At 69.4% G+C, this 25,878-nt stretch carries 28 protein-coding genes and 4 pseudogenes; 18 read left to right on the forward strand and 14 right to left on the reverse strand.

Features of this window, described 5'->3' with window-relative positions; translation table 11 throughout:
• Nucleotides 1-21: 21 nt before the first annotated feature.
• Nucleotides 22-1,401 carry a serine hydrolase gene (locus ACIHAD_RS45735; RefSeq protein ID WP_397361127.1) on the forward strand — a complete coding sequence of 460 codons (1,380 nt, stop codon included), beginning with the start codon at nucleotides 22-24 and terminating at the stop codon, nucleotides 1,399-1,401.
• A gap of 90 nt (nucleotides 1,402-1,491) precedes the next feature.
• Nucleotides 1,492-1,677 (forward strand): hypothetical protein, encoded by a 186-nt coding sequence (locus tag ACIHAD_RS45740; RefSeq protein WP_397361128.1) that lies wholly within the window; start codon nucleotides 1,492-1,494, stop codon nucleotides 1,675-1,677.
• Nucleotides 1,678-1,836: 159 nt separating this feature from the next.
• Here the strand turns inward: ACIHAD_RS45740 and ACIHAD_RS45745 are convergent, their stop codons facing one another.
• Nucleotides 1,837-2,244 carry an integrase core domain-containing protein gene (locus ACIHAD_RS45745; protein ID WP_397361129.1) on the reverse strand — a complete coding sequence of 136 codons (408 nt, stop codon included), beginning with the start codon at nucleotides 2,242-2,244 and terminating at the stop codon, nucleotides 1,837-1,839.
• Nucleotides 2,245-2,939: 695 nt separating this feature from the next.
• Between ACIHAD_RS45745 and ACIHAD_RS45750 the strand changes: the two genes are divergently transcribed.
• Entirely contained in the window at nucleotides 2,940-3,551 is a 612-nt protein-coding gene (locus ACIHAD_RS45750; protein WP_397361130.1) for a YdeI family protein, read from the forward strand.
• Nucleotides 3,552-3,623: 72 nt separating this feature from the next.
• Here the strand turns inward: ACIHAD_RS45750 and ACIHAD_RS45755 are convergent, their stop codons facing one another.
• Nucleotides 3,624-4,634, reverse strand: coding sequence for a helix-turn-helix transcriptional regulator (locus ACIHAD_RS45755; RefSeq protein WP_397361131.1), 1,011 nt, complete (start codon nucleotides 4,632-4,634; stop codon nucleotides 3,624-3,626).
• An 86-nt stretch (nucleotides 4,635-4,720) separates the two neighbouring features.
• Here ACIHAD_RS45755 and ACIHAD_RS45760 point away from each other — a divergent pair, with 86 nt between their 5' ends.
• Nucleotides 4,721-5,662: an alpha/beta fold hydrolase gene (locus ACIHAD_RS45760; protein WP_397361132.1), complete on the forward strand. Its 942-nt coding sequence runs from the start codon at nucleotides 4,721-4,723 to the stop codon at nucleotides 5,660-5,662.
• Nucleotides 5,663-5,736: 74 nt separating this feature from the next.
• Here the strand turns inward: ACIHAD_RS45760 and ACIHAD_RS45765 are convergent, their stop codons facing one another.
• From ACIHAD_RS45765 to ACIHAD_RS45775, 3 genes are all read right to left on the reverse strand, one after another.
• Nucleotides 5,737-6,897, reverse strand: coding sequence for a hypothetical protein (locus ACIHAD_RS45765; protein WP_397361133.1), 1,161 nt, complete (start codon nucleotides 6,895-6,897; stop codon nucleotides 5,737-5,739).
• 377 nt (nucleotides 6,898-7,274) lie between these two features.
• The gene (locus ACIHAD_RS45770; RefSeq protein ID WP_397361134.1) at nucleotides 7,275-7,610 is read right to left on the reverse strand and encodes a helix-turn-helix domain-containing protein; all 336 of its coding nucleotides are present in this window, start codon (nucleotides 7,608-7,610) and stop codon (nucleotides 7,275-7,277) included.
• Nucleotides 7,607-8,758: a tyrosine-type recombinase/integrase gene (locus ACIHAD_RS45775; protein WP_397361135.1), complete on the reverse strand. Its 1,152-nt coding sequence runs from the start codon at nucleotides 8,756-8,758 to the stop codon at nucleotides 7,607-7,609. Before ACIHAD_RS45775 ends, ACIHAD_RS45770 begins: the two co-directional genes overlap by 4 nt.
• Nucleotides 8,759-9,088: 330 nt before the next feature.
• Here ACIHAD_RS45775 and ACIHAD_RS45780 point away from each other — a divergent pair, with 330 nt between their 5' ends.
• The gene (locus ACIHAD_RS45780) at nucleotides 9,089-12,220 is read left to right on the forward strand and encodes a Tn3 family transposase (protein WP_397361136.1); all 3,132 of its coding nucleotides are present in this window, start codon (nucleotides 9,089-9,091) and stop codon (nucleotides 12,218-12,220) included.
• Between the two features lie 48 nt (nucleotides 12,221-12,268).
• Here the strand turns inward: ACIHAD_RS45780 and ACIHAD_RS45785 are convergent, their stop codons facing one another.
• Nucleotides 12,269-12,742, reverse strand: a complete 474-nt coding sequence (locus tag ACIHAD_RS45785; RefSeq protein WP_397361137.1) for a DUF6194 family protein — start codon at nucleotides 12,740-12,742, stop codon at nucleotides 12,269-12,271.
• 96 nt (nucleotides 12,743-12,838) lie between these two features.
• On the opposite strand from ACIHAD_RS45785, the pseudogene ACIHAD_RS45790 reads away from it, so the two are divergent.
• The 3 genes and pseudogenes from ACIHAD_RS45790 to ACIHAD_RS45800 all read left to right on the forward strand — a co-directional run.
• Nucleotides 12,839-12,940: pseudogene (locus ACIHAD_RS45790) on the forward strand (transcriptional regulator); the annotation flags it as partial.
• Between the two features lie 110 nt (nucleotides 12,941-13,050).
• Nucleotides 13,051-13,542, forward strand: a complete 492-nt coding sequence (locus ACIHAD_RS45795; RefSeq protein ID WP_397361138.1) for a MerR family transcriptional regulator — start codon at nucleotides 13,051-13,053, stop codon at nucleotides 13,540-13,542.
• A 276-nt stretch (nucleotides 13,543-13,818) separates the two neighbouring features.
• Nucleotides 13,819-14,001 (forward strand): recombinase family protein, encoded by a 183-nt coding sequence (locus ACIHAD_RS45800; RefSeq protein ID WP_397361139.1) that lies wholly within the window; start codon nucleotides 13,819-13,821, stop codon nucleotides 13,999-14,001.
• Between the two features lie 116 nt (nucleotides 14,002-14,117).
• On the opposite strand, the gene ACIHAD_RS45805 is transcribed toward ACIHAD_RS45800, so the two are convergent.
• The 4 genes from ACIHAD_RS45805 to ACIHAD_RS45820 form a co-directional block, all read right to left on the reverse strand.
• Nucleotides 14,118-14,354 (reverse strand): hypothetical protein, encoded by a 237-nt coding sequence (locus ACIHAD_RS45805; RefSeq protein ID WP_397361140.1) that lies wholly within the window; start codon nucleotides 14,352-14,354, stop codon nucleotides 14,118-14,120.
• A 5-nt stretch (nucleotides 14,355-14,359) separates the two neighbouring features.
• Nucleotides 14,360-15,058, reverse strand: a complete 699-nt coding sequence (locus tag ACIHAD_RS45810) for an AAA family ATPase (RefSeq protein WP_397361141.1) — start codon at nucleotides 15,056-15,058, stop codon at nucleotides 14,360-14,362.
• Complete coding sequence (locus tag ACIHAD_RS45815; RefSeq protein WP_397361142.1) at nucleotides 15,055-15,564, reverse strand: Mu transposase C-terminal domain-containing protein; 510 nt, start codon at nucleotides 15,562-15,564, stop codon at nucleotides 15,055-15,057. The genes ACIHAD_RS45810 and ACIHAD_RS45815 overlap by 4 nt, the downstream gene beginning before the upstream one ends.
• Nucleotides 15,565-15,679: 115 nt before the next feature.
• Nucleotides 15,680-16,417 carry an aminoglycoside phosphotransferase family protein gene (locus tag ACIHAD_RS45820; RefSeq protein ID WP_397361143.1) on the reverse strand — a complete coding sequence of 246 codons (738 nt, stop codon included), beginning with the start codon at nucleotides 16,415-16,417 and terminating at the stop codon, nucleotides 15,680-15,682.
• A gap of 364 nt (nucleotides 16,418-16,781) precedes the next feature.
• Between ACIHAD_RS45820 and ACIHAD_RS45825 the strand changes: the two are divergent.
• From ACIHAD_RS45825 to ACIHAD_RS45835, 3 genes and pseudogenes are all read left to right on the forward strand, one after another.
• Nucleotides 16,782-16,976 (forward strand): annotated as a pseudogene (locus ACIHAD_RS45825) (recombinase family protein); the annotation flags it as partial.
• A 392-nt stretch (nucleotides 16,977-17,368) separates the two neighbouring features.
• Nucleotides 17,369-17,500 (forward strand): hypothetical protein, encoded by a 132-nt coding sequence (locus ACIHAD_RS45830; protein WP_397361144.1) that lies wholly within the window; start codon nucleotides 17,369-17,371, stop codon nucleotides 17,498-17,500.
• Between the two features lie 63 nt (nucleotides 17,501-17,563).
• Nucleotides 17,564-17,773, forward strand: a pseudogene (locus ACIHAD_RS45835) (transposase family protein); the annotation flags it as partial.
• A gap of 7 nt (nucleotides 17,774-17,780) precedes the next feature.
• Here ACIHAD_RS45835 and ACIHAD_RS45840 read toward each other — a convergent pair.
• Nucleotides 17,781-19,166 (reverse strand): hypothetical protein, encoded by a 1,386-nt coding sequence (locus ACIHAD_RS45840; RefSeq protein WP_397361145.1) that lies wholly within the window; start codon nucleotides 19,164-19,166, stop codon nucleotides 17,781-17,783.
• Between the two features lie 556 nt (nucleotides 19,167-19,722).
• Here ACIHAD_RS45840 and ACIHAD_RS45845 point away from each other — a divergent pair.
• From ACIHAD_RS45845 to ACIHAD_RS45870, 6 genes are all read left to right on the forward strand, one after another.
• Nucleotides 19,723-20,295, forward strand: coding sequence for a DUF6283 family protein (locus tag ACIHAD_RS45845; protein WP_397361146.1), 573 nt, complete (start codon nucleotides 19,723-19,725; stop codon nucleotides 20,293-20,295).
• Nucleotides 20,292-21,599 carry a tyrosine-type recombinase/integrase gene (locus tag ACIHAD_RS45850; protein ID WP_397361147.1) on the forward strand — a complete coding sequence of 436 codons (1,308 nt, stop codon included), beginning with the start codon at nucleotides 20,292-20,294 and terminating at the stop codon, nucleotides 21,597-21,599. Before ACIHAD_RS45845 ends, ACIHAD_RS45850 begins: the two co-directional genes overlap by 4 nt.
• A 75-nt stretch (nucleotides 21,600-21,674) precedes the next feature.
• The gene (locus tag ACIHAD_RS45855; RefSeq protein WP_397361148.1) at nucleotides 21,675-21,962 is read left to right on the forward strand and encodes a hypothetical protein; all 288 of its coding nucleotides are present in this window, start codon (nucleotides 21,675-21,677) and stop codon (nucleotides 21,960-21,962) included.
• Nucleotides 21,922-22,179, forward strand: a complete 258-nt coding sequence (locus ACIHAD_RS45860) for a tetratricopeptide repeat protein (RefSeq protein ID WP_397361149.1) — start codon at nucleotides 21,922-21,924, stop codon at nucleotides 22,177-22,179. Before ACIHAD_RS45855 ends, ACIHAD_RS45860 begins: the two co-directional genes overlap by 41 nt.
• On the forward strand, nucleotides 22,166-22,423 hold the full coding sequence (locus ACIHAD_RS45865; protein WP_397361150.1) for a hypothetical protein: 258 nt from the start codon (nucleotides 22,166-22,168) through the stop codon (nucleotides 22,421-22,423). Before ACIHAD_RS45860 ends, ACIHAD_RS45865 begins: the two co-directional genes overlap by 14 nt.
• Nucleotides 22,424-22,458: 35 nt before the next feature.
• Nucleotides 22,459-23,604 carry an FAD-dependent monooxygenase gene (locus ACIHAD_RS45870; protein ID WP_397361151.1) on the forward strand — a complete coding sequence of 382 codons (1,146 nt, stop codon included), beginning with the start codon at nucleotides 22,459-22,461 and terminating at the stop codon, nucleotides 23,602-23,604.
• Nucleotides 23,605-23,736: 132 nt separating this feature from the next.
• Here the strand turns inward: ACIHAD_RS45870 and ACIHAD_RS45875 are convergent, their stop codons facing one another.
• The 3 genes and pseudogenes from ACIHAD_RS45875 to ACIHAD_RS45885 all read right to left on the reverse strand — a co-directional run.
• Nucleotides 23,737-24,195, reverse strand: a complete 459-nt coding sequence (locus ACIHAD_RS45875; RefSeq protein ID WP_397361152.1) for an RNA polymerase sigma factor — start codon at nucleotides 24,193-24,195, stop codon at nucleotides 23,737-23,739.
• Between the two features lie 107 nt (nucleotides 24,196-24,302).
• On the reverse strand, nucleotides 24,303-24,653 hold the full coding sequence (locus ACIHAD_RS45880) for a hypothetical protein (protein ID WP_397361153.1): 351 nt from the start codon (nucleotides 24,651-24,653) through the stop codon (nucleotides 24,303-24,305).
• A gap of 6 nt (nucleotides 24,654-24,659) precedes the next feature.
• A pseudogene (locus ACIHAD_RS45885) lies at nucleotides 24,660-25,574 on the reverse strand (MFS transporter); the annotation flags it as partial.
• A 57-nt stretch (nucleotides 25,575-25,631) separates the two neighbouring features.
• Between ACIHAD_RS45885 and ACIHAD_RS45890 the strand changes: the two are divergent.
• On the forward strand, nucleotides 25,632-25,775 hold the full coding sequence (locus tag ACIHAD_RS45890; protein ID WP_397361156.1) for a hypothetical protein: 144 nt from the start codon (nucleotides 25,632-25,634) through the stop codon (nucleotides 25,773-25,775).
• Nucleotides 25,776-25,878 lie beyond the last annotated feature (103 nt).

Here is a 25,878-nt window from a genome sequence, read left to right on the forward strand (position 1 = left end):
TCCGGGCTCGCCGCTACAGCCGTGCTGCTGGGAGGCCTCGTAGCGCCGCTCCCCGCGAACGCGGAGGTGGACAACGGCTCCGTAAGCGCTCTGGCGCACTTCCTGCAGCAGGCGCTCGGCCGCCAGCAGTTCGAGCAGGTGCTGGACACCAACCCGCCGACGAGCACGGCCGACCTGGACGCGCTGCGGCGCGACGGCGCCGACAAGGAGACGAAGCAGTTCCCGCAGAAGGCGGACCTGCGCGCGGCCGCAGCCGCCGCGCCGATCACGCAGCAGCCCCAGGTCGACCTGACCGTCATCGAGCTGGACAGGCTCGGCCGGCCCTTGTCTTCCGGCACCGTGCTGATGAGCCCGCAGTACCCGGACGGCAAGGCCGTGCCGGTGGACGACGAGCTGCACACCACGGCCGTCCGCTGGAGGCAGTGGGACGACGCCGGCTGGTACGCCAACCGCGGCCAAGGCAGCATCGACATCGTGCCGGGCCGCGAGAACGCCCCCATCGACTTCATGAGCCCCTACCCCGCGTCCGTCCTGAAGCTGATGGCGGCCTTCGGGGTGCTGCGGCTGGTGGACCAGGGCCAGATCTCGCTCGACGACACCTACGCCTACCAGCCGGTCACGGTCAGCTCCCTGTGCGGCCCTGCCAGCAGTGACACGGTCCGCAACTACCTCGACGCCGCGCTCACCTGGTCCTCCAACGCCGCCGCCTGCGCCATGGTCAAGCTGCTGCACGACAAGGGCGCGGTGAACGGCCTCAACCAGACCTTCCAGGAGCTCGGTCTGGAGACGCTGCAGCTCAAGAACACCAACCCCGACAACGGCGCGCGGTGGGGGAACCCCGTCACCATGACCTCGCTTGACACAGCGAAGCTGCTGATTCTGGTCAACGGCGGGGCGGGCACCTTGTGGACGACTCCGGGCGGCACCACGGTCACCGCCGACATCCTGAGCGACGCCTCCCGCACGTTCTTCAGGAGCAGGCTGAGCGAGCAGGGCATGAACGTCGCCCTTTCCACCACCAACTGGTGCGGCGCGGACTATCCCGCCCGCGGCATCCCGCAGCTCACGCCCTCGCGGTGGATCGGCGCCGACGGCACCGTGACGATTCCCGGCCAGGGCATCTCCTACGGCCACGACGTGCGGCCGTGCAACCAGAAGGCCGAGGTGACGTACGCCCACAAGAACGGCTGGGTGAACAACTCCGGCGCCGACGCGGGGATCGTGAAGGCCCTGCCCGGCAAGGGCGGCCGTACGTACATCGTCGCCATGTTCTCCAACCTCGGCTACCAGTACGTCGACTCGAACCGGCCCGCGACAGGCGCGGAGAACGTGTGGTTCACTGAGCGGCTGGCGAAGCTGGGCAAGGTCATCGACGAGTACGAGAAGCGACGCTCCGGCTGACCCCCGCCGCCAAACGGAGCCGATCGCCCCACGATGCATACGTGGGCGGTCATGGACCTCGAGGGACTCACCCCTGCCGGGCGACCGCCAGTGCTGATCGAGGTCACCGTGGTGCCCCGCAGCCTGACCGGCGACGGTCCGTGGTTGGAGAGCGGCAGGTTCACCTCGCTGATGCAGCCGCCCGCCGGCCTGCCCGTCACTGAGAGCCTGCTGACGGAGGAATCGGTCGCTGAGGTCGGGACCGGAAGGGCCCTGGTTGAGGGCATCTTCGAGTGATTCTCCTGCGGATGGGAGCGGGCTCCTGGTAGCTGAGGTGTTGTCAACGCATCTCGGCGGACAGGAGCCCGTGGTCGTCTGTTTGCGCGCTCACGTCCGTGGGCGCCAGTAGTTGTGCTTCACCGGGGTTGTGCCTGCCGATAATTCCATCCGTGCAGGTCAAGCGGCATGTGAGTACTCGTGGAGGGTGCCGCCGAGCTGGTCTCGTCGGCGTATGTTCAGGTCGATGATTTGCTCGGGATCCGTGATCGGATCGGGGATGGTGCGCAGCGGAGCCGCTTGGCCCAGGGCTTGGTGGGCTCGGTGCTGGTTGTAGAACTGTTCGTACTCGCGAAGAGCGTGCCGCAGGTGGCGTTCGTTCCACAGAAGGCAGCGGTCGAGGAGTTCACGGCGGTATGACTGCACCCACCGCTCCATGATTGAGTTCATTCGGGGCATCCGGATGCCGGTGAGTACGGTCTGGATGCCGGCCTGGGCGAGGATCTCGTCCATGAGGGCGGGGAACTTTCCATCCCGATCGCGGATCAGAAGGCGCGCCCAGCAGCCTGCATCGTCCAGATCCATCATCAGGTTCTTTATCGTCTGGGTGACCCAGTTGGCGCTCGGGTGCGCGGTGGTGCCGAGAGCACCCGGATGCGCCTGGTGGTGTGCTCGATGACGGCCAAGATGTACTGGCGCTGTCCGTTTAGGGTGATGGTCTCGATGAAATCGCAGGCCAGTACCCGCGTTCCGCAGATGTGTGAGGGGAAGAGCACACGGATCTGTGGCTTGAGCTGCGAGGACGCCGCCGATAACGCTGATACGGCGTGTCACTAGGGCTCGGCATCATGCCTGGTCAGGAACCAAGGCGAGGCGAGCTTGAGGATCATGTTCTGAGGCGAGGATGGGGCCTGATACTGGTGGGCTCGCCTATTCAACTGTCGCCAGTTCCGCCTGAGGCCCAGCCTGCTGGTGACCGTACGTGGTCGTCGGCGTAGCGACTCCAGTCTTCTCCGACCTCGGATGCGAGGCGGGTCGCGATGACGTCGTGGTAGCTGAGGGCGTCGACGACGACGGGGCGGGCATCTCCAGGACCCACTGTGGCGGATCGCTCCGGTCCGGGCGGCGGCTGTGGGGACGCCGAGGTCGTTGAGCTGACCGGAGAGGGCAGCCGTTCTTCACGGTGGCGTCGGCGAGGGCGAGCCAGGCCGACATCGACGCCGCGGGCTCAACGAGTCACCCCGACAGGTCGCGACACCTGGTTGCGGCACTAACCTGCGGTGGTGACCGGAACCGAGCTGGATGAGTTGATCGTTGCTGACGGCGCTGCGCTGCGCGCGTGGCTGCTGGACAACCACACCGCCTCTCCTGGCGTGTGGCTCGCCCTGACCAGGAAGGGCGGCTCCGTTACCACGCTGACCTGGCAGCAGGCGGTCGACGAGGCACTGTGCTTCGGCTGGATCGACGGGCAGGCCCGCAAGCGCGACGAGGGGAGTTCCTGGAGGCGGTTCACCCCGCGCCGGCCCCGCAGCGTCTGGTCCCAGCGCAACGTCGCCAACGTGGCCCGGTTGGAGGCGGCCGGCCTGATGCTGCCCGCTGGCCGCGCCGCGGTGGACGCCGCGAAGGCCGACGGGCGGTGGACGGCCGCCTATGCGCCGTCATCGGAAGCGGAGGTGCCGGCCGACCTGCGCGTCGCGATCGCCGCCGACCCAGCGGCGCAGGCGATGTTCGAGGTACTCACCAAGACCAACCGCTTCGCCCTCATCAGCCGGGTCAATGCCGTCAAGCGGGCCGAGACGCGAACCCGGAAGATCGCCGAGTGCGTGGCGATGCTGGTCCGGCACGAGACGGTCCACCCGCAGAGAGCCAGGCCAGCGGACCCGCCGGCGTCGTGACCGGGCTCCTGCCGGAACGGACAAACCCAGCCTATTGAGCGGAACTGTTCTCGAAGCCCTGCCTCGTCCGCTTCAAGACGGGTGAAGGTCTCCGCTGGTGCGCGGCTGGCCGTATCGTTCGACGAGGGCGCTGCCGATCGAGGCCAGGTGGTCTCGGACCCCCGGAGGGCCGGTCACCTCGACCCATTCGACCAGCCCGGAGAGCTCGCCGGCGAGGATGTACTCATTGGGGCCGCGGATCACGACCTCGATGCGGCCATCGGTCGTGGAACCTCCCACGTCGAGCCGGTCGCCGAGCGCCATCCGGAGTATGCCTATCCCGTCGGGTGTGCATACCGCCTGGACCTCCAGCGGCGTTCGTTTGCGATCGACCTCTTTGGCGATCTCATTCCAGCTCTCGGCAAGGTCGAAGTCCCCGGGTCGGTGCACAGGGTCGCCGGTCGGGTCGGCGGACGACACGCGGTCGATCCGGAAGATCCGTCGGCCGGTCTCGGTGTTGGAGACGAGGTACCACACAGGACCTTTGGCGACGATGCCCAGCGGGTGGACGGTTCTCCGGGTTTCGACGCCTTTGCTGTCGACGTAGCCGAGCGACACCTGGACGCCGCGGATCACCGCGTCCTGGAGTTCGTCGAGGAAGCGAGGCGGCCGGTGCTCGATCCGGCTCGCCCCCCATCGCTGCGGGTCTACGACCAGCGACGACGCTGCTGCCTCGGCCTGCACCTGGAAGGGTTTCGGTAGAGCATGGACGAGCTTGCGCAGAGCTGCTTTCATCGCCGGCGTCGCGTCCGAGGCCGGACCGAGAGCCAGGAACAGGGCGCGTGCCTCGCTGGCGGTCAACCCGGACAGGTCGGTACGAGCGCCGCCCACCAGGCGCCAGCCGCCGCCTCGGCCCTGCACGGAGTACACGGGCACCCCGGCCATGGCCAGGGCGTCGAGGTCACGGCGGGCGGTGCGCTCGGAGACGTCCAGCTCTCGGGAGACCTCTGCGGCTGTCACCTGCTCGCGCCGTTGGAGCAAGAGGAGTATGGCCACCAGCCGATCGGATCGCATGCAGACAAAACTCTCATAAAAACCGGTCATGAGGTGACCGGTTTGGATAGCAAGCTGGCGACATGACCTCATCGAGGAGGTCGACCGCCAGCGAACGCCCCCAGAGAGGAAAAGCAGTGATCAATCAAGCAGAATTTCCCGAGCCCACCCTGATCCAGGTCAACGGTGTGGAGCTCGAAGTCTTCGAAGCAGGCCGGGAAAACAAGGGAAAGCCCATCGTGCTCTGCCACGGCTGGCCGGAGCACGCCTTCTCCTGGCGTCACCTGATGCCCGTCCTCGCAGCGGCTGGCTACCACGTCATCGCACCGAACCAGCGGGGTTATGGCAACTCATCCCGCCCGACCGAGGTGACGGACTACGACATCGAACACCTGACGGGTGACCTCGTCGCGCTCCTGGACCACTATGGCTACGAGGACGCCACCTTCGTCGGCCATGACTGGGGTGCGTTCGTCGTCTGGGGACTGACCCTGTTGCACCCCGACCGGGTGAACAAGCTGATCAACCTGAGCCTGCCTTACCAGGAGCGCGGAGAAACGCCGTGGATCGAGGTTATGGAAACCTTCCTCGGCGGCGACTTCTACTTCGTCCACTTCAACCGGCAGCCGGGCGTCGCGGACGCCGCATTCGATGCCAACACCTCCCAGTTCCTCCGCAACCTCTACCGGAAGAACGTGCCCCCCGCACCCCCTGAGCCGGGCATGGCATTTATCAACCTCGCCGAGGCGGAAACACCACTCGGTGAGCCCATCATGAGCGACAGCGACCTGGCCGTCTACGTCTCCGCGTTCGAGACGTCTGGATTCACGGGCGGCATCAACTGGTACAGGAACCTCGACCGCAACTGGCACCAGCTGGCGGACGCGGACCCGATCATCAAGCAGCCCGCCCTCATGATCTACGGCGACCAGGACTTCGCGATCCCGAGGTTCGAAAGACTGGCAGAGTTCGTGCCCAACGTGGAAGTGGTCGGCCTGGACTGCGGTCACTGGATCCAGGAGGAAATGCCAGAAGAAACCAACCAGGTGATTTCGGAATGGCTGGAACGGCAGGGCTAGTGTCCTGTGATCCGGTTCGTATCACCTGAAGGCCGAGTTCTCGCATCACACCGATGACAAATGGGCTCGCGAAATCAACTCTCGCCGGTTGTTTTGGGTGCCCAGCCGACCGGTGACCTCCCGTGGTCTCCGGCGGCGTATCGGCTCCAGGTGCCGCCGGTCTCGTTGCGGAGGCGACTGGTGGTCTTGTCGTGGTAGCCGAGAGCGTCCGCGACGACAGGTGCGGGCAGTTCGAGGAGTTGCTGTCGGATGGCGGCGCCGCGGGCGGCGGCGATTGGGAGTCCGACCTCGTTCAGGAGCGCGGACAGGTGGTTGGGGCCGAGCGGCTGGCCGGTCCGGCGGCCGGGGAAGAGCCAGCGGGACGTCGGGTTGGTCGCGGTGTTCATGTTGCCGCGGTTCGTGATGTGCTCCAGCAGCAGGGCGGAGACCGGCGCCGGGACGGGCGAGGGTGGCTCACCGAGTCGTAGCAGCACGGCGTCGCCGTTGCGGATGACGTCGTCAAGGGTGAGCCGGACGACGCGGCTCAGCGGTTGTGCGTAGAGAAGAACGATGACTCCGGCGACGCGGAGTCGCATCGGTATCTCCGTGTCGATCAGAAGTCTGCCCAGGGCGGCGAGGCGTTCGTCTTCGCTCAGTGCGGGCCGGCGGGAGATCTTCATTGTGGGGATGGTCAGGGAACGTCGGCAGTGACGGCTCTGCATGGCCCAGTTGAGGAAGCCTCTCAGCCGGGTGCGGGCGTGCTCGGCGTTCTCGGCGAACCAGGCGTCGATGTCGACCTGGCCGCACGACGCGAGGGTGGTGTTCCGCTCGCCGAGCCATTGCAGGAAGGCGGTCGCGTACTTGATCTGTTCGCTGGCGAAGCGGCGGATGCTGGGTGTGATGTGGCTCCGCTCGGCTCGGGCTCGTAGTCCGGGGAGGACGTGCCAGGTCGCGAAGAGCTTGATCGTCTTGGTGTGCTCGGGTTCGGCGATGTCGGCGAGATGGCCGGGGAGCCAGCGCTGGAAAGAACAGATGTGCTTGTCGACCGCGGGCAGGACTCCGCAGGCCATGAGGAGTTCTTCCAGGTGGGAGGCTGCCCGCCAGGGCTGGAGTTCGTGGAACGCATCGTGGGTCAGCGGAATCTCGCCCAGGCCGAGTCGACGAAGCAGCTGCGAGGCGTTTCCCAGCTGCCCGCGACGCATGTCCAGCCAGGCCAGTCCGCTTCCGGGCTTGTCCATCGTCACCAGCAGGTCCAACAGCGGGACCAGCGGGGGACGGACGCGGCCCGTGCCGTCGTCGAGGAGTGCGGTGAGCCGGTCGGTGAGCGTGCAGCGTTCGCAGAGCCGACCGCGTAGGAGCTTGCCCTCGAAGCCGCAGCGTGAGCAGTCGAAGGTCTGGGAGAAGCCGGCGCAGGTGGTGCAGATCGCGGCCCCGTCACCAGGACGGAGCCCAGGAAGGGCCCGGTCCTCGCCGCATCCCGGGCAGATCCCCCGTGTCCGGACAGCTCGGTCCGAACAGGTCCGGCAGACGTATCCGTCCGGCCAGGTGCCGGCCTTGTGCCTGCGGAGACCGCATCGGCAGCAATCGGCCATGAACCAGCGCTCGTACTGTTCGTCGGTGGCGTAGGGGCGGGTCATGCGTCGGGCAGGATGCGGGCCGCGCGGGGGCGGAGCTTCGCGACGTTCGAAGGCGGGGTGGGAAGGTCGCCGGTGGCGGTCTTGCGGACGCCGGCGTTCTCGGCGGTGGTGGCCACCAGGTCGGCCGGGGTGCAGGACAGGATGTCGCAGAGCGCGGCCATGACCTGCAACGACAGGCGTTCAGGGGTGCCGGAGACCAGACGGTGCACCTGGGAGGCGGAGAGGTCGATGCCGCGTTCGCGCAACAGCGGCACCAGTTCGGTGGCCGTGAAGATCTGGTGCTGGGCCATGACCTCGCGCAGTCGCCAGGTGTAGCCGACCTTGCGTTTCATGCTTGCCTCCCGGTCTGGGTCTGGAGGGCGGCGGCGATGGTGGAGTCCAGATGCCGCCGCAGGGTGCGGGTACGGAAGTCAGAGGACACGCAGGTGTAGAGCGAGGTGGTGCTGGCGTGTTCGTGGCCGACCTGCTCCTGGACGAAGCGCGGGTCCCAGCCGTCCTCGATCAGGTGGGTGACGTAGGACCTGCGGAAGGAGTGAAAGTCGAGCCCGTCGTCCAGGCCGAGGGCCTTGCGGTAGGCGATGAAGCGGGAGTTGAGGCGCTGGCAGCCGATGCGCAGGCCCCGCTCGGAGGGCCAGGCTGCCGGGTTGTTGTCGGTGCCGAACAGCGGGCGGACCTCGGTGAACCACTCGTCCAGGACGTCCGGGGTCCAGTCAAAGACGGTCAGAACCCCGCGGCGTTTGGGCGGCGAGCCCTTCTTGGCCTTGCCGAACCGGACCTGGCAGCGGCCGTACTCGCCAAACTCGCCGCCGTGCGGGTTGCGGCCGAAGTCGGCGGCGTCGAGCATCCGAGTCTCGTTGCGCCGCGTCCCGAAGGCGTAGGCGGTCTTGAACAGCGTCGCGTCGCGGAAGGCGGGCAGCCAGCCCTTGCGGCCGAAGGCCCGGATGCGGGCGACCTCGTCGTCGCAGTGCGCGAAGAAGGCGTGCAGCTCGGCCTTGGTGAACGCGCGTTTCTTGGCGTCCGCCTCGTTGTCCTGGACGTGCACCGCGGTGTTCCACTCGTGCACCACCTGAACCGGGTGGGTCCCGAACCGCTCCTCACAGGTGGCCGTCCACTCATAGAGCGGATCGGTGATGAAGTGGCAGAACGCCCGCACGGCCTCCGAGTATGAGCGGATCGTGGAGCGCTTCAGGTCCCGCAGTGAACGCAGGTCCCCGAGCCATTCGTCAACCATCGCCGGCGTCCAGAGCCAGGGATAGGTGTTCACGTAGGCCGCGAACGCCTTGACCGTGTTCTCCCGGCCCTCGACTGTCGTTTGGGCCAGGTTCCGGGCGAGCTGCTGGTTGGCGAACCCAGTCAGCATCGCCGTGAAGACCTGTTCCTCGGGCCGCAGCAAGGCGACCCCGTCGACCAGGTGCAGCCCGGCCGCCCCTGGTATCGACCCGTTGAACCCCACCGATTCACCACCCTCCGTGACTCGCATCAGACGCGAGAAAACCGCATCCTATGCGAGTCGCCGACGGAGTCCCAGGTCAACCCCCTACGTAGACCGCGATGAGGTCCGAGACACGGGTATCGTCACTGCCCGAGACCACGCTCAAGTCCGCAGGTCCGCAGCACGATTGCCCTTGCTTCTCCGGGAGATTCGCCGACTGTCGCGAGTTCGCATCCAATGCAATTGGCGGCAGTTGGAACATCGGTACAGCCGTTGGCGCTGAGAAGGATCATGGTCGGCTAGCACACAGGCTGAGCGCTCCGCTGGGCTTCACGGAAAGATCGTCGGGCAGGTGCCGGGACTGGCTACGGTCCGGTCGTGCCAGTGGAATTTCTGACTGATGAGCAGGCCGAGGCGTACGGGAAGTTCGCCGAGGAGCCGACCCGCCCTGAACTGGAGCGGTTCTTCTTCCTGGACGACGTCGACCGCGATCTGATCGCGCTGCGGCGCTCGACGCACCACCAGCTCGGCTTCGCGCTCCAGATGTGCACGGTGCGCTACATCGGCCGGTTCCTCCCGGACGACCCGCTCGACGCCCCCTGGCCGGTGGTCGAGCACCTGGCCGCGCAGCTCGGCATCGAGGACCCGTCGGTGGTGAAGCGGTACACCGAGCGGTCGAAGACGGCGTACGAGCACGCGTGGGAGATCCGGGACGCCTACGAGTACCACGAGTACGAGGACCCGGAGTGGTCGCGGCGGTTCCGCACCTTTCTGCACGGGCGGGCGTGGACGCACGCCGAGGGGCCGAAGGCGCTGTTCGACCACGCGGTGGGCTGGCTGCGCCGCAACCGGGTGCTGCTGCCCGGGGTGAGCGTGCTGGCGCGGCAGGTGTCGGAGGTCCGCAAGGTCGCGGACAAGCGGCTGCACGCCACCGTCGCGGGTGCCGCCCGGCGCGCGGACCCTGCGCTGCCCGGCGACCTGGTGGAGACACTGAAGACGCCGGAGAACTCCCGGTTCTCGGAGCTGGAGCGGCTGCGCCGGCCGCCGACGCGGACGACGGGAACGGCGTTCGCTCGCGCTCTGGAGCGGGTGGACGAGATCGGCGCTTTCCAGCTCGGGCGGCTGAAGCTGTCGCAGATCCCGCCGAACCGGATGGCGGTGCTGGCCCGGTACGCGCTGGGGTCGAAGGCGGCGTTGCTGGAGCGGGCGGCCGAGCCCAAGCGCACGGCGATGCTCACTGCGGTGATGCGGCACCTGGAGGCGAAGGCGATCGACGAGGCCCTGGACCTGTTCCAGGTCCTCATGGCCACCCGGCTGTTGAGCACGGCGAAGCGGAAGACGGAGAAGGAACGGCTGTCCACGCTGGCGCAACTGGAGAAGGCGTCACGCACGCTCGCGCGGGCGGCGAAGGTGTTGGTCGAGGAGCTGGAGCTGGTCGAGGAGCACGGCACGGACGTGGACGTGGCCGCGCTGTGGGCGGCGCTGGAGGAAGTCGCCCCGCACGCCGCCGTGATGACCGCGGCGGCCACGGTGGTCGCGCTGGTGCCCGAGGACGAGGGCTCGGCCGAGGTCGCGATGCGGGCCGCGCTCGCGACCCGGTACGCCACGGTGCGTCCGTTCCTGTCGCTGCTGGGCGAGTCGAAGGCGCTGGACGCGGCGAGCGGGGGCAAGCGGGTCCTGGCCGGGGTCCGCAGCCTTCCGGCGCTGACCCGGCGGAAGGTGGGCGTCAAGCCGCTGCTGCCGCGCGAGGTGGACGACAAGCTGGTGCCGCCCGCGTGGCGCAGGGCCGTGTACGCGAGCCCTGATCTGCCGCAGGGCGCGGTGGACCGGGACGCGTACGTGGTGTGCGTCCTGGAGCAGCTGCACCGGGCCCTGAACAACCGTGACGTCTTCGCCGCCCCGTCGCACCGCTGGTCCAACCCGCGGGCCCGGTTGCTGGACGGGCCCGACTGGGATGCGGTCGAGGAGGACGTGCTGGCCGGGCTGAGCCTGGACATGCCAGTCACTGAGCATCTGGCGGAGTTGGTGCGGGGCCTGGACGCCGGGTGGAAGCAGCTCGCCGAGCGCCTGGAGGAGGCGGGGCCGGCGGCGAAGGTCTCCATCGAGGTGCAGGACGACGGGCGGGTGAAGCTGAACGTCGACAAGCTCGGCGCGCTCGGCGAGCCGAAGTCCCTCACCTGGCTGCGCAAGCGGGTCGAGAAGATGCTCCCGAAGATCGACCTGCCGGACCTGCTGTTCGAGGTGAACGCCTGGACCGGGTTCCTCGACGCGTTCGTCCACCTCGGGGACGGCACGACCAGGATGAAGGACCTGTCCACCTCGGTGGTCGCGCTGCTGGTGTCGGAAGCGTGCAACATCGGCCTGGCCCCGGTGGTCAGCTCCGGCTACGAAGCGCTGACCCGGGCCCGGCTCGTGCACGTCGACCAGTACTACCTGCGCGCCGACACCATCGCCGCGGCGAACGCGCGGCTGATCGCCGCCCAGGCCGAGGTGCCCATCGTGAAGTTCTGGGGCGACGGGCTGCTCGCCTCGGTGGACGGGCTGCGGTTCGTCGTCCCCGTCCGCACCGTCAGCGCGGCGCCGTCGCCGAAGTACTTCGGGTTCAAGCGCGGCATCACCTGGCTCAACGCCGTCAACGACCAGGTCGCGGGCATCGGACAGATGGTCGTCCCCGGCACACCGCGCGACTCCCTGCACATCCTGGACGCGCTGCTGAACCTGGACGGCGGCGTGAGGCCGGAGATGGTGGCCACCGACAACGCCTCGTACTCCGACATGGTGTTCGGCCTGTTCAAGATCCTCGGCTACAACTTCAGCCCGCGGTTCCGCGACCTGGACGACCAGCGGTTCTGGCGGGCCACGATGTCCGGCATCGAGACCGGCACGTACGGCGCTCTGGAAGACCTTGCCCGCAACCGCGTGAACCTGAACAAAGTGATCACGCACTGGCCGGACATGCTGAAGGTCGCCGGTTCCCTGGTCACCAACCAGGTCCGCGCCTACGACCTGCTGCGCATGTTCGGCCGCGACGGCCGCCCGACCCCGCTGGGCGCCGCGTTCGCGGAGTACGGGCGGATCGCCAAGACCGAGCATCTGCTGCGCGTGGTCGACCCGGTGGACGACACCTACCGCCGACAGATGAACCGCCAGCTCACCGTGCAGGAGTCCCGCCACAAGCTCGCCCGCGACGTGTGCCACGGCAAGCGCGGCACCATCCACCAGGCGTACCGCGACGGCATGGAAGACCAACTCGGCGCGCTCGGCCTGGTCCTCAACGCCATCGTGCTCTGGACGACCAAGTATATCGACGCCGCCATCGCCCAGTTGAAGGCCGAGGGCCACGAGATCCCGGGCGAGGACATCGCCCGGCTGTCCCCGCTCAAGCACCGCAACCTGAATCTGCTCGGCCGCTACAGCTTCACCGCCTCGACTCCGGCCGCCGGCGACCTGCGGCCGCTGCGCGACCCGGATGCGTCTGCGCTGGACGAGGACGACGACGGACAGGAGTGAGTGCCAGGGGCTCTCGATCCGCTCCCGCCGCAGACCGTAGCTCCTTCATCATGCTGTCGGTTCGGTGCGTCGCTCGTGGCGTGAGCGTGCAAGGTGGTGGGCGGCTCGCAGCAGCTCACGTGTTGCGGCCTGCGTGCGCTCGCCCGGGTTCACCACGGCCAGCCAGCCCAGGCTGCCGTACACGGGGTGCGCGATCACGGTGTCGGCGGCGCCGGGGTCGACCTCGGCGGAGGCCGGTTCGCGCGGCGCGTGACCGGTCCACCGGATGAACGCGTCCTTGCCGGCGGCGATGTTCACACGGAAGGCGTCCGGCCGGTCCAGGCGGGACGACTCGTCATCGGGGTAGTCCTTGGTCACGATGGTCGCGAAGGGCTGGGACGCGGTCGGCGTGACGCCGTCGGGCGCGTAGTAGAAGAACGTGTCGCCCCAGCTGATCTCCGGCGTGCCGTCGCCGGGTGCGGGCTTGAGGGTCAGGACGCCGTCGAGGGCGTCCACGAAGCTGATGATCTCTTCACTCGTCATGTGCTCCAGCGTTCCATTGAAGTGCTCGTGGAGACTTCTGGTCCTGGACCGCTTCTGGCATAGGGTTTCCGCATGGCAAGTCTCAAATCAGTGGGTATGCGGACTGCTGATGTCGCACGCAGCGTCGGATACTCCGTACAACAGGTCCGCAACCTCGAACGCGACGGGGTGCTCCCAGCCGCGGCGCGCACGGCCACGGGATACCGGACCTACGGCGAGGTGCATCTGCAGTCCGCCCTGGCCTACCGGACCCTCGCCGCGGCGGTGGGGCCGATCGAGGCCAAGAAGATCGTCCGGGCCTTCCACCGGTGCCCGGTCTCGCAGGCCCTGGCCCTTCTCGACGCGGCCCGCACGCCCGACTCGACCGGGAGCGCGCCGAGCTGGGGCAGGCCAAGGACGCCGCCCGCGCGATCTCCCGCGAGTCGATCAACGACGTACGCGCCTCGGACGCGATGAGCATCTCCGAACTCGCCGCTGCCCTCGATGTACGCCCCTCGACGTTGCGGCACTGGCATGCGGAGGGTCTCGTCGTCCCTGACCGCGACCCCGTGCGCGGAACGCGACGCTACACACCGGCCCAGGTTCGCGACGCACGGATCGTGCACCAGTTGCGCAAGGCCGGATACCGCATCACACCGCTCCGGGCCCTCATGCCGCAGCTCAGGAACGCCCGCCGATCGCGGGACGTCGATTCGGTGCTGGCCGCCAGGGACGCCGGTATCACCACGCGATCCGCAGCCCTCCTCGACAGCGCCTCGGCACTCCACGCCGTGCTCTCCCTGCGGGGGCGAACGGACTGATCCGAAGATGGCCGTGAGGGCCCCGCTCGGACTGATGGCGCGCCTTGCAGCACGACGACCACCCCCGTACCCGACGGTCAGCATCCTTCGACACTCCGCCCGCAGCTTCCAACCCTGTCGTCAAACGATCGAATGACGACAGGCGCGGCCGACGTCCAATGAACCCGGACTTTTCACGGCCTCGCGGCGGTGCCGATCCAATCAGATCCGATGGCGGATGATGACAGGGTTTGCTGACAGTCAGGGTCGAATGCGGCCACCGACACGGGGAGCGGCATGGCCAACCTGATCTACAAGCGGGTGTCGACCGACCAGCAGTCGACCGACCGTCAGAACCTCGTCCTGGACGAAGCCGGGATCGAGGACCCGGTCGTCTTTGAGGAGGCCGCGGGCACCTCCAGCCGCCTCCACCCACTGGAGCGTCCGAAGTTCGCTGAGCTGCTCGTGTACGCGCTGTGAGCGGTCACTCAAGATGTTGACGAAGGTGACACCGGCATTGAGCATGGCCTGGCGTGGAACGACCTCGCCGAGGGTGCTCGGGCGGGGTCGTGGTGTTCACGCTGGCGCGGTGATGCTCACTCTGGCGCGGCGGATTCGTTGACGGCGGTGCGGGCGGCGGCCTCATCGACGATGGTCTTGCCGGCGGCGTAGGTGGCCAGCAGGGACAGCCGTCCGAGGTTGTTGACCGAGCGGGGATAGCCGCGGGCGGTCTCGTGGATGAGGGCGATGGCGTCGTCGCTGAAGAGCGGGTCGGAGCGGCCGGCGAGGGTCATGTGATGCCGGACGTAGTCCGCGGTCTCCTCGGTCGTCATCCCGGTCATGTGGTAGCGAACGGGGAGGAGCTGTCCATATCGAAATTCGTCAACATACGGACCGACTCGAGCTGATCGTGGGCCAGCATGTGCGCCTCGTCGATCACCAGGACGGGGGTGCGGCCCCGCTCTGCCTGCTCGGTCGCCAGCATGTCGCTGGCCTGGGGGATCAGAGTGGCCTTCTGGTTCTTCGGCACACCGCCCAGGGCGGTGACGATGGCGGTGTGGATGCCGCGTACGCCGACGTCGGGGTTGCCGAGGTAGATGACGATGTGCCGGGCCGGGTCGAGACCGAAGATCGCGGCCCGGGTCGCGGCGGTCTTGCCGACTCCCACCTCACCCGTGACCACGCCCAGCGCCCGTTCGGCGACGCACCAGGCGATGCGGGCGATGGCTTCGGAGTGGGCGGCGTGGCGGTGCAGCATGCCGGGGGCCAGGCCCCGCCCGAACGGGGTCTTCGATAAGCCGAAGTAGCCCTGGAGCTTGTCCATCATGGGAGAGTCGTCATCACTTTCTCGCCGCCGGAAGCGGGCGGAGCGGGCGCTGGAGGGGCCGGGTCCTGGGGTCGGCAGGACCGGAGGGGCGGCCTGCCGGGCAGGCCGGTCGAGGGACTGGGACGGGCCGGGCTCGGCTGGCGGATCGCCGCCGGCATCGGGGCCACCGCCGGGGTCGAGGCCGGGCTGGGGATCGTCGTCGCCGGTCATGGCGCGTCATCGCCGGGCTGTTCTTCGTCAACATCGTGACCATTTGCCTGGTCAGGGGCCTGCTGGCGAGGGTCGATCAGGGCGGCGTAGTTGATGCCGGTGGCCACCTGCCGGTCGTGGCTGGTCTCCAGCAGCCGCAGGTAGTCGATGCCGGTCGAGGCCGTCTCGGGCGCCGCCGGGGTTTCGGGTTTGGCCTTGGGGTGGGCGTTGCGGGTGATGGTCTGCGGGATCGCCATGCCCTGTGGCCTGCCGTTCCAGCGGACCTCGACCATGTTCAGATCGAACGGGTCGAAGACGAGCTCGACGGTGCGGCCGATCAAGGAGGGGTCGACCTCGTAGAAGTTGGAGAACAGCTGGACCGTGCTGGTCTTGCGGACCTGGCGGCGTTCGCTCCACTTGAACGCCTCGGTCAGCGCCGCCGGGGTCGGGGTGGGGAACGGCGCGTCCGCGCAGCCGGCCATCCACCGCTGCAGAGCCAGGCACGCGCTGACGTACAAAGATCGCATGCGCCAAGGAGCCGCGTGCCGCCGGCTACCCGCCGCCTGTCTTCGTGTCAACGCCTACGCTCGGTTACGGGCACGCATTCGGGCCGCATTTCGTGGCCGTCGGGCTCGTGCAGCCTCACATCCGGGATCTCAGCACGTCGACCTCGCAGCCTGGCAAGAACGGGTCGAAACCGTGCTCGACCAGCCAGCGGACCGCCACCAGGCTTCGCAACGACCACCACCCGCGGATCACGTCGAGGTCGACGTCGGTGCCGTAGCCGGCGACGACGTCACCAAGGCGCTCCTCGTGTCCGAACGTCAAGATGGCCAGGTCATGCAGGGCGTCGCCCTGCCTCGCCTCAGACCAGTCGATCACGCCGGTGATCTCATCACCGTCGACGAATACGTGGGTGACCTGCAGGTCTCCGTGCGTGAACACCGGTGTCCACGGCCGGAGCGCTGCCTCGGCAACCCGGCGGTTGCGCGTGACCAGGTCGGTGGGAAGGACGCCGTTCGTGATGAGCCGCTCGCATTCGCCGTCGAGGTGCGAGGCGATCTCGTCGAGGCTTCCGCCGGGCCATGGCGGCAGTGGCGCGTCGTGCAGCGTACGTGCGGCGGCACCCGCCGCGGCCCACGCCGCCGGCGACGCGGTCGACGGCTCGCCGAGGCGGCCGAGTGCCGTGCCGGGGAGAGCGGCGAGCGCGAGCACGGGCGGCTTGCGCCACAGGACCTCCGGAGTCGGGATCGGCGCCATGGCCATGGCCTCGACCTCGACGTCGGTGCGTGTCTGATCGGCGTCGATTTTCAGGAACACGTCGCCGACGCGCAGAGTCGCGCGCTCGGAATGGGCGACGACGACCTTGACCTCTTCCACGTCGGCCATTATCGCGGGGATGATCACCGATGTCGCCAGGTTTATGCGGTCGGTGACCTCGTCGGATCTCGGCCGGGGTTGATCTGGCGCGATGCGGATCGTGGCGTCCGCGCAGGGCGTGGGCTTCCGGGAGCCGCACGTACTCACGCCCGGACGCCCACGCCCCCCTCTTTCAGACGACATGCCACGATCAACGGCGGGGACCGGTACGCGTGCTCACGGTGGCGTCGCACACGAAACCGGACATGCCCCACCCGCCCGTCGGTCAAAGATCAACACCGTCAACGACCGCCACCCCCGCTACGTCCTCATGCAGTATGGCGCGGAACACGCGCGGCCGGGCGACACCGTGCACATCTCCGAGATGTTCCGCCTCGTACGCGGTACCGGGCACATCCTCGACGTGCTCGACGTCCTCCACCGCGACCAGGTCGCGCTCCGCATCCACGACGGCGCGTTCTCCGCGATGGACCTCACCGCCCGCCACCCGCGCACCGGCGAGCTGCTGTCCACCGTGAAGTTCATGGTGCAGACCCTCGCCGCCGCCGGCGAGCTCCAGCGCGACCTCCAGCGCGAGCTGACCTACGACGGACTGCGCGCAGCCGAGGCCAAGGGCAACAAGGGCGGGCGCCGGCCCGCCGTGGCGTCCGCGAAGACCGCGGGCGTCCGTACCGCGTACCTGGACGGCCGCTCGATCGCCGCCCTCGCCCACGAACACGGCGTAAGCCGCGGCGCCATCCGCACGGCCGTCGCTGACCTCATGCCCGACCACGCCGCCATCGAGGAGGACGTCCCGGCGCCGGAGCTGCCGGTCGCCCTCGACATGCCGGGCAAGGTCGCCGACTTCCTCCGCGCGGCCCACCTGGAGCCCGCCGAGCGGGATGCGCTCGACCATGGCGTGACCGTACGACGCGGCCAGGGCTACACACTCCGCGTCAGCGCCCTCCCGCCGTGCACCTCGCACTCCTCGCCCGCTGCCAGCCGCTCGACGGCGGACACGGCGTCCCCACGGTCCCGGCCCAGCGCAAGGCCTGCCGCGAGTACGAGAACCGCGTCAGCACCCTCACGCCGACCGGACCATGATCCTTCTCAGCGCCAACGGCTGTACCGATGTTCCCCGAGGCCGACCAAGGCGCCGAAGGTCCGGTGGCCACGCCGTACAAGGGCCGCAACAAGCCCTTGTCGCAGAAGGCGGCCAACCGCTCCCACGCCCGGCTCCGGGGACCGGGTGAACGCGCCAACGCCCAGCTCAAGAGCTGGCGCGTCCTCCGCAACCTCCGCTGCTGCCCGCACAAGGCAGGTCAGCTATGCAAGGCGATCGCCGTCCTGCAGAACTACGAGCTCGCCCACAGATGAAAAAGCTTCACTGGCGTGACGAGACGGCGAGCAGTCCGGCGGCCAGGGCGCGGCCGTGCGCAGCGGCGTGCTCGCCGTCGCCGAGCCGTATCTGCCGGCCCTGGTGGTGCAGCACCACGGCGCCATCCGGATGCCGGGCGACGGCGATGCCGGTCTCGGGCAGCGCCACGCCGCGTACGCCGTCACCGAGGTCGCAGCTGAGGTCGGGCAGCACCAGCCCGGCGGCGGCCTGCGCGGCGGCCAGCCGGTCACGTAGCTCACGCACCTGTCCGGCGGCCTGCTCACGTTCGGCCTGCGCGGTGCGGGCCTGCTGTTCGGCGGCCACGGCGCGCTCGCGCTGGACATCACGATCGGTGCCGGCCTGGCGCAGCTCGTCCTCGGCGCGGGATTGCAGCTGCGTGGCGGCGGCGGCTTCGCCCTGGGCGGCGACCAGGGCCAGGCGCGCGTCGGTCGCCTCCTGCCGGGCGGTCTCGGCGCGGCTTTCGGCGATCTCGGCCCGGGCCTGAGCCTGGCGGCTGTCGTGCTCAGCACGCTCGCGGGCGAGGTCGGCTTCGGCGACCGCGGCCCGCAGGGTCTCGGCATGCCGGGCGTGCTCGTCCGCCGCGGCGCGCAGCCGGTCGAGCTCGCGCCGGGCATCCTCCAGCAGGGCGGCCATCCTTTGCTGCTCGGCCTGGGCCTGCTCCCGCTCACGCAGGGCGTCGTCGCGGGCCTGCTCGGCCGCGCCGCGGGCGCGTTCGTGCTCGGCGACCTGGGCCCAGGCGGTACGGGCGTCCTCCTTGGCCGCGTCGACCTTGCTGTCGGCCTCCCGCTGAGCGCGGCGCTGCTCCCGCTCGGCGTCCTCTTGCCTGTCCAGGGCGGCTTGGGCGCGGCGGTCGGCCAGCTCGGCACGGGTGTCGGCCTCGTTCTTCTCGCGGCGCGCCTGCGCGGCGTCGGCGCGGGCGCCGCGGGCCTCGGCGAGGGTGTCGGTGACGGCTTGCTCCAGATCGGCGCGCAGCCCGGCCGCCGCCGCGGCGATCTGGTCGGCCAGTGGCCCGAGCACGGCCTGGGCCTGTTCCAGGCGCACCTGCCCGCTGTCGCGGGCGGCGGCGGTCTCGGCCGGGACGCGCTCGCGGTGGTAACGGGTGCGGTGATCGGCGCTGCAGTCCAGCGCGTCGGCGCGCTTGCCCGGTGGCAGGGCGCCGCCGCAGTACCGGCAGGCCCGCCGGCCGGCCGCGCGGGTACGCGCGGCGCGCGCGGCGGCGACCGCCTCCTCCACCCGGCCGGACAGCGGCTCCGGCACACCTTCCCTGTCTAGATCGGACGGTGCGCCTGCGGGTGAGCCCCCGAGCTGTCCCACGATGGAATCCCCGGCGCGTTCCCCTGCTGGCCCCGCCAGCTCTTCACGCTCACTCATGCCAGAGACCCTAGCAGAGTCATATCCGTTCCGTATCCGTATCCATTCGAGCAGATACGGATACGATTAAAGCCTTCACTTAAACATCTCACACAATTCCACTTGTGTGAGATACGATGATCGTCGGCCGTTCGGAGGCCCCGGTGCGCCCAGGGCTTTCGATCGGAGAGGCCCCGAGACTGGAGGAGGCGCGGATGAGCCACCCGGCGTTACCTGACACAGGGCTTGACCCCCGGAGCGGCGGAACGTGCGGGCCGCTTTCGCCGAGGAACTGCGCTACCGCCGTAGAACGGCTGCAAACGCTCGACGACAAATTCGCTCAGGCCGACGCCACGGTGTTCAGTGGCGACACCCGCCGGCTGCTGCACGTCGTCGACGAGCTGCATCGGCGGGCCGCGGAACTGGACGCCCCTCGATCGGCTGGCCGGCCTGATCGAGCAAGCGCCACCCCCGACAGAATCCGACTTCCCCGGTTCCGGCGAGCCGGTGCTGGAGATCCGGCCGACGTCTTCGCCGAGCGGCACGGAGGGCTTAGCACGTGACGAAGGAAGCGTTCATGGCAGCACATGACCAGGCCCCGGAGCAGGCCAGCGCCACGCAGCAGTCCCAGCCCCCCGCACGGAAGGATGCGGTAAAGGGGACGGGCACGCTGGAGTTCCGGTCCCGGCCGTGCGGGGGCGAGCGGGTGTGCCCGTGGCGGCGTGACGCCGATCTGACCGCCTACAGCGACGAGGACATCCGCAAGCTGATTCAGGCCGGCGAGGGCGACACCCGGGGCGGCGCCTACACCCTGGAGGTGGCCGAGCAGATGTTCGGCGGCCACCGGATGTCCTGCCATCTGGACCAGCCGGACAGTGCGCATCCGCTGCGGCTGTGCGCGGGCTGGCTGGCCGTCGTCGTCCCGCATCACGTCCGCGCCCGGCTCAGCGTGCTGACCGGCCAACTCCCGCTCGAGGCCATCTGCACCGACGCCACCACCTGGCCGCCGCTGGTGTGCGACGTGGAGGAACTCCTGGAGCGCCGTGCCGCCCATCTCGCCGCTCCGGAGCCCGGCCCGGTTCCGCCCGGCGCGCCCGAGGCCGACGCCACGGACGGCCCGGCAGGTCGAACGTCGGGAGCCCGGCCATGACCGGCAAACAGACCGATCGCGGAGAAGACGTGCTCGTTCCCACCACGGTGTGGCGTCCCGGCGCGAGCACCACCCACCCCGCCGCCGCAACGACGGTCGCGGGCTCCGGCGGATACGGCGGCGGAGCCCTCGGCCCGCTCGGCCGGACGGGCGAGCCGCCGCTGCCGCCGCCGTCGCCGCTGGTGGCCTCGGTGGGTGACATCGCCGGGCTGCGCCCCAGGCGCCGCCGCCGCGACGGCGGCGAGGTGCCCGGAGCCGACGTCGACCTCATCGACGCGCTGCCCCGCCACGACGACCCGGCGACCCATCAGCGGGCCGGCTGGCCGACGGTGGCGGCCTGGCTGCGCGCCGGCAAGACCGCCGCCACCCGCCGCGACCGGCTGGCCGTGGTGGCCAAGTTCGTCCGGTGGTGGGCGCTGACCGCGCCGGGCGCTGGGCTGTGGCAGGTCACCGAGGACGTCGTGGTCGCCTACCTCGACCAGCTCGGCACCGGCAGCGGCCCGGCCGCCGAGCTGAACCGCGGCGGTAAGGCGCTGGCTCCCGCCACGCTGGCCTGGCACCTGTCCAACCTCAAATCGCTGTACGGTTACGCCGCCCGCCGCCAGGTGATCGGCCACAGTCCGGCCCAGTGGGTCGAGGCGCCCGAGGTCGGCAAGGTCGGCACCACCCCCGCCCTCGACCTGACCGAGGGCACCACCCTGTTGCGCGGCGCCCAGACCATCGCCGCCAAGCACCCGGCCGACGCCGCCGCGGTGGCGTTGCTGACCATCACCGGGATGCGCGCCGGCGAACTGGAGAGCCTGACCGTCGGGCGGATCGAGCGCTCGGCGGGCCACTGGGTGATCCGCTTCCGGCTCAAGGGCGGCGCCGTCATCGTGGTGCCACTGCCCGAGGTGACCATGGCCTTGCTGCGGCCGCTGCTGACCGGCCGCAAACCGGGTGACCTGCTGCTGCAGCGCGCCGACGGCCGCAGCTTCGACCGCTGGAGGCAGCAGACCGCGCTGCGCCGCGCCGCCCGCGCCGCCGGCCTGGACACAGCCAAGCTCACTCCGCACATGCTCCGCGCCACCGCCGCCACCCTCCTGCTCGCCATGGGCGTCGCGGTGGAGAAGGTCCAGGCGCTGCTGGGGCACGCCTCTCCCGTCACCACCCAGCGCTACGACCGCGGCGAGACACGGCTGGACGAACACGCCGTGCACCGGCTCGCCGACCTGCTCACCCAGCAGTCCCCCGCCGCCCCCGGTTGGTCCGTCGACGACCCCGCCGGCCCTCAGCTCCCGAAGCCGTCCCCAGCCCCAAAGTAGCTGTGTGAGTGATCACGATTGCGGTTCGTGGTCGTCACGGGTGGGTGAATTCGGCTGGTTGGGTGGGATTTCTGCTTGATCGTGTTCGTGTCGGAGACGGTCGGGTGGAGGGCGGTTCGGGTGCGTCGGGAGTGGGAGTTCATCGCCGCCCTCGCGGGTTTCCGCGCCGAGGGTGATCGCTGGGGCAGCGCGATGGCGCTCGCCTGGCTCTGCAACACCCGCGGCGATCCGGCCGAGGCGTTCGGTCATATCCAGGAGGCGCTCACGCTCACCGAGGAGCTCGGCGCCGACCAGGACGTGTCCGACCTGCTGTGCAACAGGGGTGACTACCGCATCCACGACGATCCGGCGCGCGCGAGCTGACTACGAGCGGGCGGCCGAGCTGGCCAGGCGGGCGGGCTGCCCCACCTATCTGGCCGCCGCGCTGCGCGGGCTGGCCGACGTGCACCTGCTGGCGGGCGAAAAGACCCTGGCGCGCACGCTCTACGAGCAGGCGCTGGAGCGGTTCGACCCACACTGGGTCAGGCGCTCGGGCGGCAGGATCCGCGCGCTCATGGGGGCTCGGCGTGTGCACGGGTGAGCTCGCCCGCTTCCATGAGGCGGTCGAGGCAGCCGCCCGCTCGGGCGCGTTGCCGGAGAGCGCGCGGGCCGTCGTGGAGCTGGCTCGCCTCGAATCGGATGCCGAACGCGCAGCCGAGCTCCGGGCGGCGGCAGCCGTGCTGAGCGGCCGGGTTCCCGGCAGCCTGGCGGACGCATTGCGCCTGGCCGGTGTCTCGGAAGAGGTCATCGGCGCCTCGCCGATCAGCGCGGTGAGCGACTGGTGAGAGCGCGGTGAGCGCGTCAGGACAGAGTTCTCGACATGGACATCCTGATCTCCGGCGCGAGCGTCGCCGGCCCCGCCCTGGCGTACTGGCTCAACCGCGACGGACACCGCACCACGATCGTCGAGCGCGCCCCTGACCTGCGGGGAGGCGGCCACTCCGTCGACTTCCGCGGCGAGGCGCACATGAGCGTGCTCAGGAAGATGGGCATCCTCGAAGAGGTCAAGCGACAGCAGACGCACATGGGCGCCATGTCGACCGTCGACAGCCGGGGCAAGGTCATCGCCGACATGCCCGCCGAGCTGTTTTCCGGCGAGGTGGAGATCCAGCGCGGCAGGCTCTCTCGCATCCTCTACGAGGCCACCAGAAAGCAGACCGAATACCTCTTCGGCGACACGATCACTTCGCTCACGCAGGACGCCAACGGTGTGGCCGTCACCTTCGAGAAGGCGGCCACTCGCCGGTTCGACCTGGTCGTGGGCGCAGACGGCCTACATTCGACCGTGCGCAGGCTGGTCTTCGGCCCGGAGGAGCGCTTCGTCACCGACCTGGGCGTCAACGTCGCGGTCTTCAGCACCCGCAACCACCTGGGGCTGGAGTACACCGGCCACATGTACACCACACCGGGACAGATGGCCGGCCTGTACACGACCGACCACAACACCGGGGCCAAGGCGATGTTCTACTTCCCGTCCGTCGCCTACGACCGGCACGACGTCCAGCAGCAGAAGAAGATCGTCGCGGAGCTGTACGGCGGGACGGGATGGATCATCGATCAACTGGTCGCCGACCTGTGGGACGCCGACGACCTCTACTTCGACGCCTGCGCGCAGGTGCACATGGACTCCTGGTCCAAGGGCCGCGTGGTGCTGCTCGGCGACGCCGCCTGGTGCGCCTCGCCGCTGTCCGGCATGGGGACGGGCATGGCCATGATCGGTGCTTACGTGCTGGCGGGCGAGCTGAAGCGCGGGACGCCGGAACGCTACGAGCCGGTCCTGCATGACTACATCCGCGGCTGCCAGAAGTCGGGCGAGGGCGTGGCGAGGATGATGGTACCGCGGACCAAGCTGATGGTGGCGCTCCAGCGGTTCAGCTATCGGCTCATGCCGTACATGCCGGGAAAAAAGATGATCGCGAACGCCGCCAAGAAGACAGCGTCCGCGATCAACCTCGAAGACTACTGACTTTCCAGGCGCGAGAAGAGGGGTGCCGGTAAGACTGCTGTCACCCTGGTACACGGGATTGCGTTAGTGCACGTCAACGAGAGTCTTTCCTCGACTGATAGCGAATCTTTCGCCGATCCTCGACCCTTACGATCAAGCATGGTCAGTAAGGACACCGGAGTCGTGGATCTGCGGGCGGCGGGAGGCTGCTCGCTGGCGAGAGAACTGGATATCTCGTGGCGCCGCGAGCTGCGAGGTCACCCGGTCCTCGGGCCCGTCGGCGGAGCCCTCGGCCGCGACCTTGCTGAGCGCGTTCAGGCGGCGGCCCTTCCTGCGGCGGTGCCGGGCCACGACGTTCGTGGCGATGCCGAACAACCACGACCGCACAGTGCCCCGCTGGGGGTCGAAGCCGTGCCTGCCGTGGAAGGCGAGCAGGAAGGCGTCCGCGACCAGGTCCTCGGCCTGCTCGCGGCCGAGCCGGGCGGCCAGATAGCGGTAGACCTCCGTGAAGTAGCGGTCGTACAGGAGGGCGAACAGCTCGGGATCGTCCAGCGACCGCTCGACCACGTTGATGTCTTCCCGCACATCGCCGGTGTCAGGTGGTGCAGTCATGGCGTCCTTCCGAAGGAAACTGCCGCCAAGTGTTCGCCGTTCGGCGGGTTTCTTCACATCGATTTTCGGCATCCGCGGCTACGTCGCGAGTGGGGGACTCCGCGCCGTCATGTGGATTCGGTCGCGGCGCGGGCGAGGCGTCCCAGCAAGAGGGTCACCACCGCGACCAGGGCCAGGTTGATCAGCGCCGACACCTCCATCGCGCGCAGATGGTCCTGGGCCGGGCCGGCCGCCTCGAAGAAGATCGTGCCGATGACCGCGACGCCGGCCGCTCCGGCGAACTGCTGGGCGGTGGACAGCACGGCCGAGCCGATGCCCGCCTGCTCCGGCCGTACGTGGGTCAGGGCGATGCCGATCAGGCTCGGCAGGACCAAGCCGTTGCCGAGCCCCACCAGCATCAGCGAGGCGGCGATCCAGCCGAGAGCGCTCCGCGGGCCACCGGCGTGCAGGCTGAGCAAGAGCAGTCACAGCCCTGTCCCCGTCATGGTGCTGCCCCAGACGCTGACGAACGCCCCGTACCGGGCTCTGAGTCTGGGGGCGAGCAGAGCCGCGACGGAGAACAGCACTCCCATCGGGGCGAACACCAGACCGGCCCACAGCGCGCTGAGCCCGAACCCGCCCTGCAGCAGCAGCGCCAGGGTGAACATGAACGAGGCGAAATAGGCCATGAACGCGATCATCGCCCCGGCGCCGGCGCGGTAGGAACGTGCCCGGAACAGGGTCGCGTCCAGCACCGGGGCGCCGCCACGGGTGCGCAGACGCCGCTGCCAGGCGGCGACGAGGACGCCGAGAGGAACACTCGCCGCCAGGCTGACCCACGTCCATGCGGGCCAACCTTCACCGCGTCCCAGCGACAGGGGCAGCAGGAGCAGCGCCAGGACCAGAGCGATGCCGACCGCGCCCAGCGGAACTTGGCCGGTCGCCCGGCGGGTCCCAGGTTCCGGCAGCAGCCTGACCGCCAGGGTGGCGGCGAGCAGGCCGACGGGCACGTTCACCAGGAAGATCACGCGCCAGCCGAGCCCGAGGAGGTCGGCGTCGAGCAGCAGTCCGCCCATAACCTGCCCGGCGATCGACCCCAGGCCGCCCGCGACGCCGTACCAGCTGAGCGCGCGCGACCTTCGCTCCATGGGGAACACGGCGACGATCGCCGCGAGGACCTGCGGCACCATCACCGCCCCTGCCAGTCCCTGCGCCAGCCGGGCGGCCACCAACTGGCCGGGGCCCGTCGCGAGGCCGCACAGTAGCGACGCGGCGGTGAACGCGAGCACGCCCGCCACGAACATCCGCCGATAGCCGTACCGGTCCCCCAGCCGGCCACCGGTGATCATCCCTGCGGCGTAGCTGAACGCGTATCCGCCGACGATCAGCTCCACCTGTGCGGGACCGGCGCCACCGCGCCAGCAACCAGATGACCAGTCCGGCCCTGGGACTGCACCGTGACCGAGCTGCTGGCCCGCACTGCCGGGGCGCTCCGGCGGCCCGCGGTCATCGTTGTAGACGACGGCGCCGAGCAGGAGCTTGTCGATTCCGTCGCGTCCACCGCGTCGTCGCGTGCATGTTGCACGTCGGTCATGCGCTGAGGCCGGGCTGAGGTGCCCAGCAGATTCCGGACAGTTGGCTACATAAGCTGACGGAAGTCTGGAAGAGGTAGGTACGTGACGAGGCGTCGCAGGCAGTTCTCGG

Source organism: Nonomuraea sp. NPDC052265 (genome assembly GCF_044547985.1).
Taxonomy (GTDB): domain Bacteria; phylum Actinomycetota; class Actinomycetes; order Streptosporangiales; family Streptosporangiaceae; genus Nonomuraea.